Raw genomic sequence first — 16,543 nt, 5'->3', positions numbered from 1 at the left:
GTTTTCCTCCTTCCCCCTCTGGGGGAAGGTCGGGATGGGGGCAGGCCCTTGAACAGGCGCCGCGTTCCATGAGCGCCGTCGTGCCCCCACCCCAACCCTCCCCCAGCGGGGGAGGGAGGAAGCCCAGGAACACCGCGGAACCGGCTCTGCCGGGCCGCTGGTGTTGCCCCCGGAGGGGGTTGGCAAAGCGACACGAAGTGCGCGCAGCCTGGGGGAGAGCCATTTCCCCCGGGGGGAGGGCCATTTCTTTCAGAACTGTCAGTTAGTCGACAGCGAGGGGTTTGACGGGGGTACCTAGAGTGCCCTCATCATGGTTTTCTCCGACGTACCTCCCCTCCCGCGCGCGGCCCTCGCGCTGGCCGCCTTGCTCCTCGCGGGCTGCGCCGTCGGCCCCGACTACGTCCGCCCGCAGCTGGACGTACCCGCCGCCTTCAAGGAAACCGGCGGCCCCTGGAAGACCGCCGCCCCGCAGACCATCGACGCCGACCATCCCTGGTGGGACGCCTTCGGCGACAGCACGCTCAGTGCGCTGATCGTGCAGGCCAACGCGGCCAACCAGAACATCCGCGTGGCCGAGGCGCAGTACCGCCAGGCGCAGGCGCTGGCCGCCGCGGCGCGGGCTGGCTTCTTCCCCACGGTGGGCCTCAACGCCGGCGCCACGCGCTCGCAGACCAACAACACCGGCACCGTCAAGCTCGGCACCACCGACACCCTGGGCCTCGCCGCGAGCTGGGAGCCCGACATCTGGGGCGCGGTGCGCCGCTCGGTGGAGGCCGGCAATGCCGGCGTGCAGGCCAGCGCCGACGACCTGGCCGGCGCGCGGCTCAGCATCCAGACCACGCTGGCGCAGGACTACCTGCAGATCCGCGTGATCGACCTGCAGCGCAACCTCTACGCGAGCACCACCGCCGCCTACGCCAAGGCGCTCGAGCTCACGCAGCACCAGTACGCCGCAGGCACCGTGCTGCGCTCAGACGTTGCGCTGGCCGAGAGCCAGCTCAAGACCGCGCAGGCGCAGGCCGTCGACCTCGAAGCCCAGCGCAGCCAGCTCGAACACGCCATCGCGGTGCTGACCGGGCAGGCGCCTGCGTCGTTCTCGCTGGCGCCGCTCGAAAGCTCGTCGAACCCGCCGACCGCCGAATCGCTTTCGTCGGCCGCCGCGCTGCACCTGCAACTGCCGGTGACCCCCGCCGGCCTGCCTTCGGAACTGCTGGAGCGCCGCCCCGACATCGCCGGCGCAGAGCGCCGCGTGCAGGCCGCCAACGCCAACATCGGCGTCGCCAAGGCCGCCTACTACCCGCAGATCGTGCTCAGTGCCAGCGGCGGCTTCAGCGCGGCCACGCTGGGCACGCTGTTCAACACGCCCAGCCGCGTGTGGTCGCTGGGCGCGGCACTGGCGCAGACCGTGTTCGACGGCGGCCTGCGCAAGGCCCACACCGACCAGGCCGTGGCCGCCTACGACGCCTCCGTCGCGCAATACAAGCAGACCGTGCTCGCGGGCTTCCAGCAGGTGGAAGACAACCTCGCCACCCTGCGCGTGCTCGACAACGAATCCGCGCTGCAGGCCGACGCCGTGCGCGCCGCCCAGCTCGCCGAGCGCATGGCACTGAGCCAGTACCGCGCAGGCACCGCCACCTACCTCAGCGTGGTCACTGCGCAGACGCTCTCGCTCACCAACCAGCGCACGGCCGCGCAGGTGCTCGGCCGCCAGTTGGCCGCCAGCGTCTCGCTGATCGCGGCCACGGGCGGCGGCTGGAATGCCGCCGCCGCCGCTGCCGCCACCGCAGCAGACGCCGCACCTAAGACTTCCGGGAATTGATGCCATGACGACGAACGCAGAAACCACCACGCCTTCCTTGTTCCAGAGACGCTCCACCTGGCTCGCGACCGCCACCCTGGTGCTCGTGCTCGGCGGCGGCGCATGGGCGCTGACCCACCACGCCGCCAACGCAGCCAAGCCCGATGCGCCGAAGAGCCCGCCCGTGCAGGTGACCACCGCGCGCGTCACGCCGCAGACCGTGCAGGTCTATCGCTCGGGCATCGGCACCGTCGCCTCGATGGCCACCGTGACCGTCAAGGCGCGCATCGACGGCCAGCTCGACAAGGTCGGCTTCGTCGAAGGGCAGGACGTGAAGGCCGGCCAGCTGCTCGCCCAGCTCGACCCGCGCACGCTGCAGGCCCAGCTCGCGCAGGCGCAGGCGACGCGGGCGAAGGACCAGGCCACGCTGACCAACGCCCGCGCCGACCTCAAGCGCTACACCACGCTGCTCTCGCAGGACGCCGCCACGCAGCAGCAGGTCGATACGCAGAAAGCCCTGGTCAACCAGCTCGAAGCCGCCGTGCAGAACGACGCGGCCCAGGTTCAGTACGCCGAGGTGCAGCTGAGCTTCACGCGCATCACCTCGCCCATGAACGGCCGCGTGGGTGCGCGGCTGGTGGACCCGGGCAACATCGTGCACGCCACCGATGCCAACGGCCTGGTCGTCATCAACCAGATCGACCCGATCGCCGTGCAATTCACTCTGCCCGAAGAGGCCGTGCAGGACATCAACCGCGTGCAGCAGCAGAGCAGCCAGCCGCTCTCGGTGGTGGCCTACGACCGCAGCGGCACGCAGATGCTGGGCACCGGCAAGCTGATATTGCTGAACAACCAGATCGACACCACCAGCGGCACCGTGCAGCTCAAGGGCAGCTTCGCCAACCCGCAGCACACGCTGTGGCCGGGCCAGTTCGTCAACGTGCGGCTGCAGCTCGACCGCCGGGCCGACTCGCTCACGCTGCCCGCTGCAGCGGTGCAGCGCGGCCAGGACAGCACCTACGTCTGGGCCGTCGATGCAGAGAACAAGGTCGCCAACGTGCCGGTGCACGTGGTGCAGATCGCCGACGGCACCGCCGTGATCGACAAGGGCCTGGAGGCCGGCCAGCGCGTGGTGATCGACGGCCAGTACAAGCTCAAGCCCGGCGCCACCATCGTCGAGCCGCCACCCGCCGCCAAGAGCGCGGTGAAGGATGCGGTGAAGGACGCAGCCAAGGTCGCCAGCAGCAGCGGGAGCAGCAATTGAGCATTTCCGCCGCATTCATCAAGCGCCCCATCGGCACCACGCTGCTGGCGCTGGCCATCCTGCTGGTCGGCGCGGCGGTGTTTCCGCTGCTGCCGGTGGCGCCGCTGCCGCAGGTCGACTTCCCGACCATCCAGGTCTCGGCCAACCTGCCGGGCGCCAGTCCGGAGACCATGGCGTCCAACGTGGCGCAGCCTCTGGAGCGGCAGTTCTCGCTGATCGCGGGGCTGTCGCAGATGACCTCGACCAGCGGCCTGGGCTCCACGCAGATCACGCTGCAGTTCGACCTCGACCGCAACATCGACGCCGCCGCGCTCGACGTGCAGGCCGCCATCAATGCATCGACCGGCCAGCTGCCGGCCAACCTGCCGAGCCCGCCGACCTTCCGCAAGGTGAACCCGGCCGACTCGCCCATCCTCATCCTCTCGGTGCAGTCGAAGACGCTGCCGCTGACCGAGGTGAACGACTACGCCGACAACATCCTCGCGCAGCAGATCTCGCAGATCTCGGGCGTGGGCCTGGTCAACATCGGCGGCGTGCAGAAGCCGGCGGTACGGGTGCAGGTCGATCCGGCCAAGCTCGCGGCGCTGGGCCTGAGCCTGGAAGACGTGCGCACCGTGCTCGCATCGGCCACCGTCAACGCGCCCAAGGGCACCATCGACGGGCCCAACCAGAGCTTCACCGTCTACACGAACGACCAGCTGCTGAAGGCCAAGCCGTGGAACGACGTGGTGCTGGCCTACCGCAACGGCGCGCCCATCCGCGTGAGCGACCTGGGCGTGGCGGTGGACGGCCCCGAGAACGCCAAGATCGCCGGCTGGGCTTATGCCGGCGCTGCCGCCCCTGAGGGCAGCAGCGTGCAGAACGGCCGCTCCATCGTGCTGGCCATCACCAAGCAGCCGGGCGCCAACGTCATCGAGACGGTGGACCGCATCAATGCCGCGCTGCCCAGGCTGAAGGCCTCGATCCCGCCGACGGTGGAGGTCAACGCCATCATCGACCGCACCCAGACCATCCGCGCCTCGGTGAAGGATGTGGAGTTCACGCTGCTGCTGACCATCGCGCTGGTGGTGGCCGTGATCTTCGTGTTCCTGCGCAACGTGCCGGCCACGCTCATCCCCAGCGTGACGGTGCCGCTCGCGCTGCTGGGCACGGTGGCGGTGATGTACCTGCTGGGCTACAGCCTCGACAACCTCTCGCTCATGGCGCTGACCATCGCGGTCGGCTTCGTGGTGGACGACGCCATCGTGATGCTGGAGAACATCTACCGCTACGTGGAAGAGGGCATGTCGGCGGTCGAGGCCGCGTACAAGGGCGCGGGCGAGATCGGCTTCACCATCATCTCCATCTCGGTGTCGCTGGTGGCGGTGTTCATTCCGCTGCTGCTCATGGGCGGCATCGTGGGGCGGCTGTTCCGCGAGTTCGCGGTGACGGTCACGCTCACCATCGTGGTCAGCGTGGTGATCTCGCTCACGCTCACGCCCATGCTGTGCTCGCGCTTCCTGAAGAACGAGCACGGCAGCAAGCACGGGCGGCTCTACCAGCTCTTCGAGCGCGGCTTCGACGCCATGCTCGGCGCCTACAAGCGCGGGCTGCACGTGGTGCTCGACCACCAGTTCATCACGCTCATGACCTTCATCGCCACGGTGGCGGCCACGGGCGTGCTGTTCGTTTTCATTCCCAAGGGCTTCTTCCCGCAGCAGGACACGGGCTTCATCTCGGGCTTCGCCGAATCGGCGCAGGACGCTTCCTTCGCGTCGATGAACGCCCGCATGGTCGAGCTGGCCGACGTGGTGCGCAAGGACCCGGACGTGACCGGCTTCGGCATGAACGGCAGCTCCTCCACCTACAACACCGGCAACTTCTACATCAGCCTGAAGCCCAAGGACGAGGGCCGCACCGCCACCGCCGACGAGATCATCGCGCGGCTGCGCCCGCAACTGGCCAAGGTGCAGGGCGTGAACCTGTTCCTGCAGGCCGGGCAGGACATCCGCGTGGGCGGCCGCGCATCGCGCACGCAGTACCAGTACACGGTGACCGACGCCAACCTCGACGAGCTCAACACCTGGGCGCCGAAGCTGCTGGAGCGCTTCAGGCAGCTGCCCGAGATCACCGACCTGGCCACCGACCAGCAGAACGCCGCCGCTTCGGCCGTGCTCACCATCGACCGCGACCGCGCATCGAGCTTCGGCATCTCGCCGGCCACCATCGACGCGACCCTGTACGACGCCATCGGCCAGCGCCAGGTGGCGCAGTACTTCACCCAGCTCAACAGCTACCACGTGGTGCTGGAGGTCACGCCCGCGCTGCAGCAGGACCCGGCGCTCTTCAGCAAGCTGTACCTGAACTCGCCCATCACCGGCCAGCAGGTGCCGCTGTCGACCTTCGTGAAGGTGGACACCAGCAAGACTGCCTACCTCTCGATCAGCCACCAGGGCCAGTTCCCGGCCGTGACCATCTCGTTCAACCTCGCGCCGGGCCACGCGCTGGGCGACGCGGTGAACGCCATCAACAAGGCGCAGGCCGACATGGGGCTGCCGCAGTCGCTCACCGGCTCGTTCCAGGGCACGGCGCAGGCCTTCCAGGATTCGCTGGCCACCCAGCCCTACCTGATCGCGGCGGCTCTGGTGGCGGTGTACATCGTGCTGGGCCTGCTGTATGAGAGCTACATCCACCCGCTGACGATTCTCTCGACGCTGCCCTCGGCCGGTGTGGGCGCGCTGCTCATCCTGATGGCGGGCGGCTACGACCTGAGCGTGATCGCGCTCATCGGCATCATCCTGCTCATCGGCATCGTGAAGAAGAACGGCATCATGATGATCGACTTCGCGCTCAAGGCCGAGCGCGAGCAGGGCATGACGCCGCACGACGCCATCTACCAGGCCTGCCTGCTGCGCTTCCGCCCGATCATGATGACCACCATGTGCGCGCTGCTCTCGGGCCTGCCGCTGATGCTGGGCCACGGCTCCGGCTCCGAGCTGCGCCGGCCGCTGGGCTACGCGATGGTCGGCGGGCTGATACTCTCGCAGGCGCTCACCCTCTTCACGACTCCGGTGGTCTACCTGTACCTCGACCGCGCCCACTACTGGTACCTGCGCCGCAAGGAAGCGCGCAAGGCCCGCAAGGCAGCGAAGCAAGGCAAGGCCCCCGTGCCCGCCGAGGTGCACGGATGAACACCGGCTGAGATCGCGGGGGTGGAGACAAAGACAAGAGGGCAGAAAGCGCCATGAAGATCCTGATAGTCGAAGACGAACTGAGAACCGCGGACTACCTCTCCAAGGGGCTGACCGAGCAGGGCTGCACCGTCGACATGGCACACAACGGCATCGACGGCCAGCACCTCGCGCTCACGCACGAGTACGACGTGATCGTGCTCGACGTGATGCTGCCGGGGCAGGACGGCTTCTCGGTGCTGCGCGCGCTGCGTGCCGTGAAGCAGACGCCGGTCATCATGCTCACCGCGCGCGACCGCGTCGAAGACCGCATCAAGGGCCTGCACGAAGGGGCCGACGACTACCTCGTCAAGCCCTTCTCCTTTCTCGAGCTGCTGGCGCGGCTGCAGGCGCTCAACCGCCGCGGCCGCAAGCAGGAGCCGATGCAGCTGCGCATCGCCGACCTGCAGATCGACCTGCTGGCGCGAAAAGCCTTCAGGGGCAGCACCCGCATCGACCTCACCGCCAAGGAGTTCGCGCTGCTGGCCGTGCTGGCGCGCCGCCAGGGCGAGATCCTCTCGAAGACCGCCATCGCCGAACTGGTGTGGGACATGAACTTCGACAGCAACACCAACGTGGTCGAGGTGGCCATCAAGCGGCTGCGCGACAAGATCGACGCGCCCTTCAGTCCGAAGCTGCTGCACACCATCCGGGGCATGGGCTACGTGATGGAGCTGCGCGAGGGAGCAGGGGAGGGCGCGGCCCCGTGAAGCGCTCCATCACCGCGCGGCTGGTGCTGATGTTCGCGGCGGTGGCGCTCGCAACCTTCGCGCTGGCCGGCTTCGCGCTGCACAGCGTGCTGGCGCGCGAGCTGGAGCGGCATCAGTACGAGGAGCTCGACACCACCCTCAAGAGCCTGCAGTTCTGGATCAAGGCCATCGGCAGCCCCGAGCGCTGGCCGCGCGTGCAGGCGCGCATGGACGCGCTCACGCCCGAGGACGGCAGCGTGCGCTTCTGGGTTCTCAGCGACGACCCGCGCTTCCAGTACGGCAAGGGCCTGGCCGAGATCGACGGGCTCACGCGCCAGGCCAACGGCCACACCAGCGTGATCGAGCTGCCGGGGCAGGAGCGGCCCTTCCGTACCCTGTCGGTGCACATCGACCCCTTCGAGCAGCGTCCGGCCGTGCGTCTCATCGTCGGGCGCAACACCGAGCCCTATGCGCGCACGCGCCAGAACTTTTTGACTGCGCTGGTCGGGCTCGGGTTGTGCGCGGTGCTGGTGGTGGCCGCGGCGGGCTACTGGATCGCGCAGCTGGGGCTGCGGCCGCTTGAGCGGCTGTCGAGGGAGGCACAGGCGCTGCGGCCCAAGACGCTGTCGCAGCGGCTGCAGGTGGAGCGTCTGCCGGTCGAACTCTCGGCGCTGGCCGAAGCGTTCAACGGCGCGCTGAGCCGGCTGGAGGAGGCTTACGGCCAGCTCGAAGCCTTCAACGCCGACGTGGCGCACGAGCTGCGCACGCCGCTGGCCAACCTCATCGGCAGCACGCAGGTGGCGCTGTCGCGCCAGCGCAGCGCGGTCGAGTTCCAGGAGGTGCTGCAGGCCAACCTCGAAGACCTGGAGCGGGTGCGCTCCATCGTCAACGACATGCTCTTCCTCGCGCGCGCCGACCGCGGCGAGGTGGCGACCGGGCTGGTGCTCACGCCCGTGGCGCTGGAGGTGCGCAAGACCATCGAGTTCTTCGAGTTCGTGCTCGACGAGACGCGCGCCCAGGTCGTCATCGAGGGCGACGTGCAGGCCGAGGCCCGGCTGGAGAGCGCGCTCTTCCGTCGCGCGATGTCGAACCTGCTGCAGAACGCCATCGAGCATTCGCAGCCCGGCGCGCAGATCGCCGTGAGGCTGCGTGAGGAGGCCGCTGCCACCTGGATCACCGTGTCGAACCCCGGCGAGCCCATCGACGCGCAGCACCTGCAGCACCTGTTCGACCGGTTCTATCGCGTCGACGAGGCCCGCAACGACGGCGGCGAGCACCACGGCCATGGGCTTGGGCTGGCCATCGTGAAGGCCGTGGCGAGCATGCACGGCGGGCAGGTGAGTGCATCAAGCGAAGAAGGTTGGAATACCTTCGGCTTCAGCGTATCGCGCTCCCCCGAGAAAACGGCCGGCTGACGATGGCTGAAGGCGCCAGGCAATGGCCTGTGCCCGGTACGTTCTTGGGCCATGCCGGAGAATCGCTGCCGGCATGAACAGCACGCAACCACCGCAATTTCCGCCCGCATCCGGGCCAAGACAAGGGCAGCCATGGCACAGCTGATGTCCCTGCTCGTGCAGAACGCGATCCTGGTGGTTTTTGCCGCCAGCTTCGCCGCGCGGCTGGGCCTGCCGGTGCCGGCCGCAGCGGTGCTGGTGCTCACTGGCGCGCTGCTCGCGGCGGGCGATGTCTCCGTGGCCGGAGTCGTGGTGGCGGCCGTCATCGCCAACCTGCTGGGCGACGGGGCGTGGTTCTATGCCGGGCGGCGCTTCGGCTACCGCTTCATGCGCCTGCTGTGCCGCATCTCCCTTTCGCCCGACTCCTGCGTGCGGCGCGGTGAATCGCTCATTTCCGACTGGGGCGGTCTCTCGCTGGTGGCCGCCAAGTTCGTGCCGGGCGTGTCGGTGGTGGCTCCGCCGATGGCCGGGGCGCTGGGCATGTCGGTGCGGCGCTTCATCGGCTTCGACGTGGGTGCGGCGCTGGTGTGGACCGGGCTCTTCCTCGGGCTGGGCTGGGTGTTCCGCAACCAGATCCAGGAGGTTCTGGCCATCATGGCGCAGGCCGGCGGCGTGGCCACCGCCGCGCTGGGTGTGGTGGTGCTCGTGATTCTGGCGGTGCGCTACTGGCGCCGCCGCGCCTTCATGCGGCTCACGGGCATGCCCCGCATCTCGGTGGAAGAGCTGCACGAGCTGCTCAGCGGCGAAGAGCCCCCGCTGGTGATCGACGTGCGCGGCAAGGCCGGCGTACAGGTCGATCCGCGCCGCATTCCGGGCGCGCAGTCGTACACACTCAAGGCGCTGCAGCAGCGCAGCCTCGACCTGTCGCACGCGGCGGGGCGCGACGTGGTGCTGTACTGCAACTGCCCCAACGAGGTGTCGGCCGCGCAGGCTGCGCGCGTGCTGCTGGCGCGCGGTGCGCGGCGGGCCCTGCCGCTGACCGGCGGGCTCGACGCCTGGGTGGCCTCGGGCCGGCCGACCACGGTCGACTGAACGGCTCCAGCGGAAGGCCCAAAGTGGCGCCGCATGGTCGACGTGAGCGGCATCACCTCGAAGGCCGGCGACCCGCAAGCCGAGTTCGTCTTGCTCACGTTGGCGCCAGGCCCTGCGGTCGGCCGGTCGCGTCGGAGATTTGCTGTCGCATCGCTGGCAGCCAACCGCATTGCGCTGATCGAAGGACCGTCGTCTAGACGAGATTGCCGCGCGCTTGCCTCCTCGGCGCCCGCCGACGATGACGCACACGACACATCGTTTCCGGGCGAACAGAAGCGCATCTCGGTACAATTTCATCAATTCTCTGAACTATTCATTCAATAATTCATTTAACGCCACACCACGCTGAAAGCAGGCAATGAGATGAACCGTATCGCCATTGTTCGACAGGCGTTGTCTCAGGGACCGAGGCCAACCAACGATCTTCTGGCGCTTCTCGGTACGAGCCAGCCCACCCTTTCCCGAACTATTCAGGAACTAGGACGCGAAGTCATCCGCTTCAGAGAACCGGGTGTGCGAACCCCACGCTACGCGCTTCTCCGCAGCGACCCAGTTCCTTCGCCCCAGCCGGTATTTCGGGTAGACGAAGAGGGCCGGGTGACGGAATTGGGAAAGGTCAGTTTTCTTTGTGGAGGCGGTACCTGGGTTGACCTGGATGGCCCGGACAGTCGTCTTTACGAAGGACTGCCACCGGCCATGGCGTTCGCGGCACCATCGGGGTACCTGGGCGCACGGATCGCAAAGGTGGTTGCCGCGGAGCTGGGGGTGCCTGCATCCTTGCGGGACTGGTCCGACGATCACCGCGTGAAGTTTCTTTGCTCCATGGGCTCGGACGTACCGGGATCTCTCATGTGGGGAGCCAATTCGTTCGCCACGCACATGGCATCCCGACAGGCCGCGCCGATCGCGAGCGCAGACATTGCCCGGGTCTATCCAGAACTCGCGACTTCCACGACCCAAACGGGCGCTGGCAGCAGCGCGGGCGGCGAGCAACCCAAGTTCACATGCGAAACCGAAACCCGCGGACATCTCATCGTGAAGTTCGCCCGCGTCGGGACCAGATCGTCGGAGTTGCTCATCCTGGAGGAACTGGCTTTGTGTGCGCTGCAAGAGGCCGGCATCGAGGCCGCGTCAGCGCACTATTTCGAAAGCGACGGGTATGGGTTTCTCGAAGTCGAGCGTTTTGATCGAGTGGGCCGCTTTGGAAGACGGGGCATGATTTCCGCCGGCGCGATCGACGACGAGTTGTTCGGCATGCGGGACAACTGGCCAGCATTCGCTCAGCGATGCGAAGAGGCGGCGATTCTCGGGGCGGACTCCGTACGCAAGGTCCTCGTCCTGACAGCCTTCTCGGAGCTGATTGGCAACGGCGATCGCCATTTCGAAAATCTTTCCCTCATGACCGATGCGCACGGCCAGCCCCGTGACGTGTCTCCGGCCTATGACATGCTTCCGATGATGTATGCGCCCGTCGGCGGCGGCATCGAGCCGGAGTTGAGGCTGGTCACCCCGTCGTTCCAATCCCTTGGAGCCAGGTCCGACGTGTGGGAGCAGGCGTTCCGTGCCTCGCACGCCTTCTGGTTGTCGGCCGCCGCAGACACGCGGCTGTCCGGCCCGATGCGCGAGATCGGCATCGGCAATGCCCGGCGGGTTGTTGAGATAGTGACGCCCCTGCTGCCTGCGCTCGAGCCCCTCACGCACGAGGATTCATCACGCACCATGGACCACCCGCGCTGAACGCACAAGGGCCGGGCTTCAAGACGGGATCAACGCGCGTCCATGGCCCAAGGCCCACGCCTGCAGAAACCTGCCCCGCGTGCTATGGTGCCCGGCCCTCGGGTTAACCCGAGGGCAGACCTCTCGCAACCGGGATCCCTCCGTGTCCTCTCCTTCCTCCGCGCCACGCGCCGCCCACCCCGGCCATTCCGCCCAATCCGCAGCCTCGGGCCTCAGCCCGGCCCTCACGCTGGTCTTCGCCGTCGCCTGCGGCCTGTGCGTAGCCAACATCTACTACGCCCAGCCGCTCATCGGCCCCATCTCCGACACGCTGCAGCTGCACGCCGGACTGGCCGGGCTCATCATGACGCTCACCCAGCTCGGCTACGGCGCGGGCCTGCTGCTGCTGGTGCCGCTGGCCGACGTGGTCGAGAACCGCAGGCTCATCGTCGGTGCGCTCTTCGGCGCGGTGATCGGGCTGGTGGGCATCGCGCTGTCGAACTCGGCCGTCACCTTCCTGGCCGCTTCCTTCGTGGTCGGCACCTGCGCGGTCGCGGCCCAGGTGCTGCTGCCCTTCGCCTCGCACCTCGCGCCCGAGGCCACGCGCGGCAAGGTGGTCGGCAACATCATGGCCGGCCTGCTGGGCGGCATCATGCTGGCCCGGCCCTTCGCCAGCATGGTGGCTTCGGCACTGGGCTGGCGCGCGGTGTTCTGGGTGTCGGCCGTGCTCATGGCCACGCTCATCGCCGTGCTGTGGCGCGCGCTGCCGCAGCGCCACCCGCATGCGTCGATGGGCTATGCGCGCACCATGGCCTCGCTGCCGGGCATCGTGTGGACCACGCCCGTGCTGCGCCGGCGCGGGCTATACCAGGGAATGATGTTCTCGGGCTTCCAGGCCTTCTGGACGGCCGTGCCGCTGGCGCTGGCGCATGAATTCGGCATGGGCCAGGGCGGCATCGCGGCCTTTGCGCTGGCCGGTGCCGCCGGTGCGCTGATGGCGCCCATCGCCGGCCGGCTGGCCGACCGCGGGCTGACCCGCCCGGCCACCGGCGTCGCCATCGCGGTGGCGCTGTTCTCCTTCGTGCTGGGCGCGGTCGCCATGCACTACCACTCGCTGGCCGGCCTGGTCGCGGCTGGCATCCTGCTCGACGGCGCGGTGCAGCTGTGCCAGGTGCTCAACTTCCGCAGCCTTTTCATGCTCGCGCCCGAGTTGCGCGGCCGGCTCAACGGCCTGTTCATGACCTTCATCTTCATCTGCGCGGCCGTGGCCTCGGGTATCGCGGCCGCGGTGTATGCCTTCCACGGGTGGAGCGGGCTGTGCCTGCTGGGTGGCGGTTATGTGCTGGTGGCGCTGCTGTACTACGCGACGGAGTTCAGGCGCAGCGCGGCCCCCGCAGCGGTCGGCGGCTAGCCGGGGCGCGCGGCCAGGGTGGTAGCCTTGCCACCCGATGAACCTCCGCACCAAGATCGTTGCGCTTGCCGTCGCACCGCTGCTCGTGGCGCTGGTGCTGGTGGCCCTTGCGGTGCGCCACCAGGAGAACGACCTCGCCCAGCGCGAACGTGCCCTCATCGAGAACAGCTACATGGCCCAGCGCCGCAGCGAGCTGCGCAGCTACGTGGACCTGGCCGTGAGCAACCTGCTGCCGCTGTACGAGTCGGGCCAGGACGACGAGGCCACCCGTGCCGAGGCCCTGCGCCGGCTGGCCGCGCTCAACTACGGCGACGACGGCTACTTCTTCGTGTACGACCTGGAGGGCAAGTCCCTCATGCACTCGCGCCAGCCTGAGCTGGTCGGACAGAACCTCTGGGAGCTGCGCGACTCGCACGGCCGCTACACCATCCAGGAACTCATCAAGGGCGCGAAGGAGAACGGCGGCGGCTACGTCGAGTACGAATGGCGCAAGCCCTCGAGCGCCCAACTGGCGCCCAAGCTCGGCTACGTGACCGCGCTGCCGCGATGGAACTGGATGGTCGGCACCGGCCTGTACCTCGACGACATCCAGTCGACCATGGACACCCTCGACCGGCAGGTGAACGCCAACGTCACCGCCACGCTGCTGTGGATAGCGGGCATTGCCGCGCTGTGCCTCGGCGTTGTCAGCGCCGCCGGCCTGCTGCTCAACCTCAGCGAACACCGCACGGCCGAAGCCAAGCTGCGGCTGCTCGCGCGCCGCGTGGTGCAGTCGCAGGAAGAAGAGCGCGGCCACCTCGCGCGCGAGCTGCACGACGGCACCAGCCAGACGCTGGTGTCGGCCAAGCTGCTGATCGAATCGGCCGTCGAATCGCTCGACCGCCAGCAGCAGCCCACGCCCCCCGCGCTGGTCAAGGCGCTGCAGCGGCTCAACGATTCGCTGATAGAAGTGCGCCGCATCTCGCACCGGCTGCGCCCCGCCTTGCTCGACACCCTGGGCCTGCCCGCCGCGCTGGAGCGGCTGGTCGACGAGTTCAGGGAAGAGGGCGGCGGCGTCGATGCATCGATGATGATCGGCGGCGAATCCTTCGAGCTGCAGCCCGAGGTGAAGACCGCGCTCTTCCGCCTCACGCAGGAGGCGCTGACCAACGTGCGCAAGCACGCCAACGCGCAGCACGTGCACATTGCGCTGAACTTCGACGAAGAAGATGGCGTGCGCCTTGAAGTGAGCGACGACGGCACCGGCTTCGACATCCAGGCCGTGCAGCTCGACCCGAGGCGCGGCATCGGCCTGCGCAACATGCGCGAGCGCATGGAAGCCATCGGCGGGAGGCTCACCATGTGCAGCAACGCCGGGCGCACCTCCATCGAAGCCGAAGTGCCCGCCCGCAGCGCAAGGGCTGCAGCGGCCGAGCACGAACAGCAGGCCCATGCACCCGCAGCAGGCGCCAAAGCATGACCACCGCCAAGACCATCCGGCTCTTTCTTGTCGACGACCACCCGCTGGTGCGCGACGGCCTGCGCGCGCGGCTCGGCTCCATGCCCAACCTGGAGATCGTCGGCGAGGCCGGCAGCGCCGCCGAGGCGCTGGAACTGGTCGACAGCGTGCGGCCCGACCTCATGCTGATGGACGTCGGCATGAAGGACATGAACGGCATCGAGCTTGCGCAAGTGCTGCTGCAGCGCCATAGCGCGACGCACATCGTGATGCTCAGCATGTACGACAACCCCGAGTACGTGCAGAAGGCCCTGCAGGTGGGCGCGCGCGGCTACGTGCTGAAAGACGCGCCCGCGGCCGAGATCGTCGCGGCCATCGAGGCCGTGTCGGCCGGCGGCACATTCCTGAGCCCGGCCGTTTCGAAAAAACTCTTCCGCACGCAGGAGCCCAGGCCGCTTCTCACCCCGCGCGAGAGCGAGATTCTTTCGGCGCTGGGCCGAGGCGAATCGAGCAAGCAGATCGCGCGCGACCTGGGCCTGAGCGTGCGCACGGTGGAGGCGCACCGGCAGAGCATCAAGCGCCGCCTGGGCATCGAGGGGCAGGCCGAGCTCATCAAGTACGCGGTGGAACATGCGCGCGAATTCGGGCGCGATTCCTGAGTTGACGCAGCCGCTTCTGCAGCCTCTTTTTCGCTGATCGACCCCGCGACTGTCAGCGCTTTGTGGACTGACGCCGCCGCCTCGCGATCAAGCGAAGGAATCGGCAGGTTCTGGGCAGAAAGTCACTTCTGCGCAGCCTGGTCTTCTATACAGTGAATGCCCCTGTGGTTGAACGACCCACCTAGTGGGCATGGAGGGCAGAGCACACGAAGACTTCTCTTGAGTGAAACCGCATTGCCTTGCGGCGGGCTGTTGGTGCGACCTGCATCGACGCGAACGTGAGGCGCAAAAGGCGACGGCCAAGGTGCGCGAACACCTCAGCCGTCTAACCAAGTGACGTGCAACTCCTTAGAAAGGGCACACCAAATGGCTCATATGGTCGCTGCCGTCAACGAAGAGGATTTAAGTTTTTCTCATATGAGATCGATCGGGTGATGCGACCCGAGCGCGCAAGCGACGATGAATCATGCTCATATCCGCGGATTGGCTACCGGCACTTCATCGATCCGTCGCGGGCCTGCCTCGCTCTAAAAGTCGTGGATCATCCTTTCGGAGCCTATGCAGCCATTACGAGGGTTGCCCTGCCGGGTGCGTGGGTCGCATCACCGAATCGATCTCGCTCATGTCGTGCCTCCTTGTGTTGCCTGCAATGGGGTGTCCGCCGCCTGAGCAACTGCCCACACGAAGCCGGTGAGTTCACGCGCCACGGCCACACACACCTTGTTCCTGTGCACTCCACGGGCGTCGAGCTTTGCGAAGCGCTGCGTCAGGCGTAGCTGCGCCGTCCAGCCAATAGCGCACAGCTGCTGGCTCAAGCCTTCCTGGCGCCGACGTGCACGCTCACCCAATCGTGGCTTGAAGCGGTAGCTCCACGCCGCCTCGCTCAGCATCCTTCTCGCATGCGCGTTGCCAGTCTTGGTGATACTGCCTCGTGCAGTGCGCTCACCGCTGGAGCGTTCCGAGGGCACCAGACCCAGGTAACCCATGAGCTTGCGCGGATGATCGAAGCGGCTGAAGTCCCCGATCTCGGCCACCAGTGCGATGGCGCAGGTCACGTCGATGCCTCGCAGCGCCTGCAGCGCCGATACCTGTGGCGCAAAGCGCCAATTCTTGACGTACTCGAGCAGTGCTGAGCTCAGGCGCTTGAGGCGTTCATCGCTAGCCTGCACAGCCATCCAGTAGTCCATAAATGCTGCCTGCGTTGCCACCTCGGAGAAGTTCAGCTTCCCGAGCCATGCATGGTGCGCCTGCGTCCAGGAGGTCTTGCCCGGGAAGCGCACGTCGTGGCGCAACAGCAGGGCCTTGAGCTGTTGGCGCAATTGGCGCCGGTCGTTCAGCGCATCTTCGCGGGCGCGTGCCAGGTCTCGAATGGCTTCGTCCTCAGGTCGAGGCACCCACACCGCGCGCAGTTGTCCCGCACGCGAGCACTCGGCCAATTGCGCGCAGTCGCGCCGGTCGGTCTTGATGCGGTCTCCGGGACGTCGAGGCATCTTCGACGGCGCAATGACCTCGCAGCTGTAACCCTTGGCCGTCAAGGCACGCTGCAGGCCCCAACCAGTGGGACCTGCCTCATAGACCACATGCACGGCTTCGGTGTTGCCTAGTTTGACGAGCAACTTCAGCAGCTTGGGAACGTCGTGCCTGATCGTGCCGATCACCTTGGCTGCCGCTCGCCCGGGCTCAGCCACTGCAACGGCAATGCTGTCCTTGTGAACGTCCAAACCCACGTGGATCTTGCTAATCTCTTGCATGGCCGGTCTCCTTTCCTTGCTGGTAGTGACCACGGTCTCCAGCATGTAGCTCGGCAAGCTCGCTTGCAACCTACGTCAGCGGAGACCGGCCGCTTCGCAAGCAGCGCGACCATGATGTCTAA

Annotated in this window: 12 protein-coding genes; 11 read left to right on the top strand and 1 reads right to left on the bottom strand. The window is 67.5% G+C overall.

Annotated elements, in window-relative coordinates; translation table 11 throughout:
• The first annotated feature begins 310 nt into the window (after window positions 1–310).
• The 11 genes from G369_RS0130295 (at window position 311) to G369_RS0130245 (ending at window position 14,670) form a co-directional block, all read left to right on the top strand.
• Window positions 311–1,819, top strand: a complete 1,509-nt coding sequence (locus G369_RS0130295; protein WP_019657827.1) for an efflux transporter outer membrane subunit — start codon at window positions 311–313, stop codon at window positions 1,817–1,819.
• 4 nt (window positions 1,820–1,823) lie between these two features.
• Entirely contained in the window at window positions 1,824–3,062 is a 1,239-nt protein-coding gene (locus G369_RS0130290; RefSeq protein ID WP_019657826.1) for an efflux RND transporter periplasmic adaptor subunit, read from the top strand.
• On the top strand, window positions 3,059–6,232 hold the full coding sequence (locus tag G369_RS0130285; RefSeq protein WP_019657825.1) for an efflux RND transporter permease subunit: 3,174 nt from the start codon (window positions 3,059–3,061) through the stop codon (window positions 6,230–6,232). Before G369_RS0130290 ends, G369_RS0130285 begins: the two co-directional genes overlap by 4 nt.
• Before the next feature lie 53 nt (window positions 6,233–6,285).
• Window positions 6,286–6,981, top strand: coding sequence for a heavy metal response regulator transcription factor (locus G369_RS0130280; RefSeq protein ID WP_019657824.1), 696 nt, complete (start codon window positions 6,286–6,288; stop codon window positions 6,979–6,981).
• Complete coding sequence (locus tag G369_RS0130275) at window positions 6,978–8,375, top strand: heavy metal sensor histidine kinase (protein ID WP_019657823.1); 1,398 nt, start codon at window positions 6,978–6,980, stop codon at window positions 8,373–8,375. Before G369_RS0130280 ends, G369_RS0130275 begins: the two co-directional genes overlap by 4 nt.
• Window positions 8,376–8,507: 132 nt before the next feature.
• A complete protein-coding gene (locus tag G369_RS0130270; protein ID WP_019657822.1) occupies window positions 8,508–9,446 on the top strand; it encodes a DedA family protein/thiosulfate sulfurtransferase GlpE in 939 nt (312 codons plus the stop codon).
• Between the two features lie 33 nt (window positions 9,447–9,479).
• Window positions 9,480–9,770 (top strand): hypothetical protein, encoded by a 291-nt coding sequence (locus G369_RS38795; RefSeq protein WP_157773821.1) that lies wholly within the window; start codon window positions 9,480–9,482, stop codon window positions 9,768–9,770.
• Between the two features lie 39 nt (window positions 9,771–9,809).
• Window positions 9,810–11,183, top strand: coding sequence for a HipA domain-containing protein (locus tag G369_RS36560; protein ID WP_080647939.1), 1,374 nt, complete (start codon window positions 9,810–9,812; stop codon window positions 11,181–11,183).
• 142 nt (window positions 11,184–11,325) lie between these two features.
• Window positions 11,326–12,573: an MFS transporter gene (locus tag G369_RS0130255; RefSeq protein ID WP_019657820.1), complete on the top strand. Its 1,248-nt coding sequence runs from the start codon at window positions 11,326–11,328 to the stop codon at window positions 12,571–12,573.
• Between the two features lie 37 nt (window positions 12,574–12,610).
• Window positions 12,611–14,032 carry a cache domain-containing protein gene (locus G369_RS0130250; protein ID WP_019657819.1) on the top strand — a complete coding sequence of 474 codons (1,422 nt, stop codon included), beginning with the start codon at window positions 12,611–12,613 and terminating at the stop codon, window positions 14,030–14,032.
• Window positions 14,029–14,670, top strand: coding sequence for a response regulator (locus tag G369_RS0130245; protein WP_019657818.1), 642 nt, complete (start codon window positions 14,029–14,031; stop codon window positions 14,668–14,670). The genes G369_RS0130250 and G369_RS0130245 overlap by 4 nt, the downstream gene beginning before the upstream one ends.
• Window positions 14,671–15,290: 620 nt before the next feature.
• On the opposite strand, the gene G369_RS0130240 is transcribed toward G369_RS0130245, so the two are convergent.
• Window positions 15,291–16,421 carry an IS110 family RNA-guided transposase gene (locus G369_RS0130240; protein WP_020723097.1) on the bottom strand — a complete coding sequence of 377 codons (1,131 nt, stop codon included), beginning with the start codon at window positions 16,419–16,421 and terminating at the stop codon, window positions 15,291–15,293.
• Window positions 16,422–16,543: the final 122 nt, after the last annotated feature.

It is taken from the genome of Variovorax atrisoli 110B (genome assembly GCF_000382045.1).
Lineage (GTDB): Bacteria > Pseudomonadota > Gammaproteobacteria > Burkholderiales > Burkholderiaceae_C > Variovorax > Variovorax atrisoli.
Note: the sequence above shows the minus strand (reverse complement) of the source record. Positions and strands in the feature narration are given on the sequence as shown.

Bases quoted from the DNA above. Each gene is read 5' to 3' on its own strand.
- G369_RS0130245 (WP_019657818.1), top strand. From the start codon at position 14,029: ATGACCACCGCCAAGACCATCCGGCTCTTTCTTGTCGACGACCACCCG.
- G369_RS0130280 (WP_019657824.1), top strand. From the start codon at position 6,286: ATGAAGATCCTGATAGTCGAAGACGAACTGAGAACCGCGGACTACCTC.
- G369_RS36560 (WP_080647939.1), top strand. From the start codon at position 9,810: ATGAACCGTATCGCCATTGTTCGACAGGCGTTGTCTCAGGGACCGAGG.
- G369_RS0130240 (WP_020723097.1), bottom strand. From the start codon at position 16,421: ATGCAAGAGATTAGCAAGATCCACGTGGGTTTGGACGTTCACAAGGAC.
- G369_RS0130295 (WP_019657827.1), top strand. From the start codon at position 311: ATGGTTTTCTCCGACGTACCTCCCCTCCCGCGCGCGGCCCTCGCGCTG.
- G369_RS0130250 (WP_019657819.1), top strand. From the start codon at position 12,611: ATGAACCTCCGCACCAAGATCGTTGCGCTTGCCGTCGCACCGCTGCTC.
- G369_RS38795 (WP_157773821.1), top strand. From the start codon at position 9,480: ATGGTCGACGTGAGCGGCATCACCTCGAAGGCCGGCGACCCGCAAGCC.
- G369_RS0130290 (WP_019657826.1), top strand. From the start codon at position 1,824: ATGACGACGAACGCAGAAACCACCACGCCTTCCTTGTTCCAGAGACGC.
- G369_RS0130270 (WP_019657822.1), top strand. From the start codon at position 8,508: ATGGCACAGCTGATGTCCCTGCTCGTGCAGAACGCGATCCTGGTGGTT.